Source organism: Kitasatospora sp. MY 5-36 (assembly GCF_001182915.1).
In the GTDB taxonomy this organism is placed as follows: Bacteria; Actinomycetota; Actinomycetes; order Streptomycetales; family Streptomycetaceae; genus Kitasatospora.
Genome location: NZ_LFVW01001039.1, coordinates 1 through 2,269, shown reverse-complemented (window position 1 = coordinate 2,269; position 2,269 = coordinate 1). Strand labels below are relative to the sequence as shown.

At 75.8% G+C, this 2,269-nt stretch carries 2 protein-coding genes; one reads left to right on the top strand and one right to left on the bottom strand.

Features of this window, described 5'->3' with window-relative positions:
* Positions 1 to 1,242, top strand: a 1,242-nt coding sequence (locus AE652_RS39835; protein WP_049660541.1) for a DUF5691 domain-containing protein, incomplete at its 5' end; no start/stop codon positions are given.
* Positions 1,243 to 1,353: 111 nt separating this feature from the next.
* On the opposite strand, the gene AE652_RS39830 is transcribed toward AE652_RS39835, so the two are convergent.
* A complete protein-coding gene (locus tag AE652_RS39830; protein ID WP_049660544.1) occupies positions 1,354 to 1,758 on the bottom strand; it encodes a cobalamin B12-binding domain-containing protein in 405 nt (134 codons plus the stop codon).
* Positions 1,759 to 2,269: the final 511 nt, after the last annotated feature.

Here is a 2,269-nt window from a genome sequence, read left to right as displayed (position 1 = left end):
ACCGCCCGGGCGAGCGGCCTGCGCCCGCCCGCCGCGCTGATACCCGGCCTGCTCGACGCCGCCCGCGCCCGCAGCGAACTGCGCTCCGACGCCGTGGCGTTGGCCGGTCCGCCGGGCCGCTGGCTGGCCGAGCAGAACCCCGACTGGCGGTTCGTGCTGCGCACCACCGCCCCCGAGCTGCCGCAGCGGCCCACCGACGACCGGCTCTGGCACGAGGGCCTGTTCGCCGAACGGGTCACCCACCTCACGCAGCTGCGCCGCCGCGATCCCGCGGCCGGCCTGGAGCTGCTGCGCGGCACCTGGTCCACCGAGCGCGCCGAGGACCGCCTGCTCTTCCTGGACGCCCTCCAGGACGGCCTCTCCCCCGCCGACGAACCGTTCCTGGAGGCCGCCCTCGGCGACCGCAGCAAGAACGTCCGGGCCACCGCCGCCGAGCTGCTCTCCACCCTGCCCGGCTCCGCGCTGGCCCGCCGGATGGCCGAGCGGGCGCGGGCCGCCGTCCGGCTCGCCGACACCGGCACGCACCTGCTGGTCACCCCGCCCACCGCGTGCGACGCCCAGATGCAGCGCGACGGGATCGCCCCCAAGTCGCCCACCGGGCGCGGTGAACGGGCCTGGTGGTTCGGCGAGTTGGTGGCCGCCGCACCGCTGTCGCTGTGGCCGGGGAGCACCGGGCTGACGCCCGGGCAGCTGCTCGCCCTGCGGGTCGGCGACAGCATCGACGAGACCAGCAGCAGCTGGGCCGACGACCTGCGGGAGGCCTGGGCGCGGGCCGCCGTCCGCCAGCAGGACGCCGACTGGGCCCGGGCGCTGCTCGGCCCGGCCCCGCTCCCGTCCGGGCGCGGCGCCCGGACCCGCGCGCTGCGCACCACCGGCGCCCCGGCCAAGCTGCTGGCCGTCCTCCCGCCGGAGGAGCGGGCGGTCTGGACGGCCGCGTTCATCACGGTGCACGGGCTGGGCGAGGCCTTCCAGCTGCTCGGCGCCTGCGCCACCCCGTGGACGCCGCCGCTGTCCACCGCCGTGGTGACCGCCCTGGCCCGGGCGGCGGCCTCCGGGGCGTACCCGTGGAGCCACAGCGGGGTGCTCGGGATGACGGAGCGCGCGCTCGCCCCGGAGACGGCCGCCGCAGTGGAGGAGCTGGCCGCCGGGGCCGCCCCGGACTCCGCGTGGTCCGAGACCTTCTCCCGGCTGGCCGGCACCCTGCGCTTCCGGGCGGCGATGCTCGCGGAGCTGGCGGGCTGAGGGCGGGCCGGGCCCGCGGTACGCCTCCGAAGACGACGGAGACGACGGAGACGACGGAGACGACGGAGCGGGCCGGCCCCGGGAGGGCCGGCCCGCTCGACGCGCCGTGGCTCAGCCGGCCCGCAGGTTCGACTCGACCCAGGCGACCACGTCCCGGGTCGGCGTGCCCGGGGTGAAGATGTCCGCGACGCCCAGTGCCTTGAGCTCGGCGATGTCCTCGTCCGGGATGATCCCCCCGCAGAAGACCTTGATGTCCTCCGCGTCGCGCTCCTTCAGCAGCTCCAACACCCGGGCGCACAGCGTCATGTGGGCACCGGAGAGGATCGACAGCCCGATGCCGTCCGCGTCCTCCTGGATCGCGGTGTCGACGACCTGCTCGGGCGTCTGGTGCAGTCCGGTGTAGATGACCTCCATACCGGCGTCGCGCAGGGCTCGCGCGATGACCTTGGCACCACGGTCGTGACCGTCGAGCCCGGGCTTGGCGACCACCACACGGATCGGCCCCGACACACTCATGACTGCCTCCTGGACCTCGTCGTCCACCATCCGACCGGGCCTCGTGGGCCGCCGGCGCGGTTAACGGTCGATAACCAACCTGAGGGGAGGTTAGCGCCCCCCGGCACGGTTGACCGCGCCGCCTCCGAAGAGGAGGGCAAAGTCACAGCTCCGGGCCTTGCTACCAGCGGGTATACCCGTCCTTCCCGCAACCTCCGCACAGACCCCCCGGCCGACCCCTTGACATCCGGAGGTTTTTCCGGGGCGTCGTCCTTGGGACTACAGTCACGGCTGCCCTTGGGACTACAGTCACGGCTGTTCTCCCCTCGTCCGACGACGCCCGAGGCCCACCGAGGAGGCAGCCCCCGATGGCTCCCGATGCAGCCGCCCGTCCGACCCGCGCGGAGCTGCGCCTCGCCGCCCGCGAGCAGTCCCGTGCCCAGCGCCGCGGCGCCGCCAAGGCGGCCACCCGGACGGCCCTGTTCCGGGTCGCGCTGCCGTCGGTGGCCGCGCTCGGGGTGGCCGCCGCCGC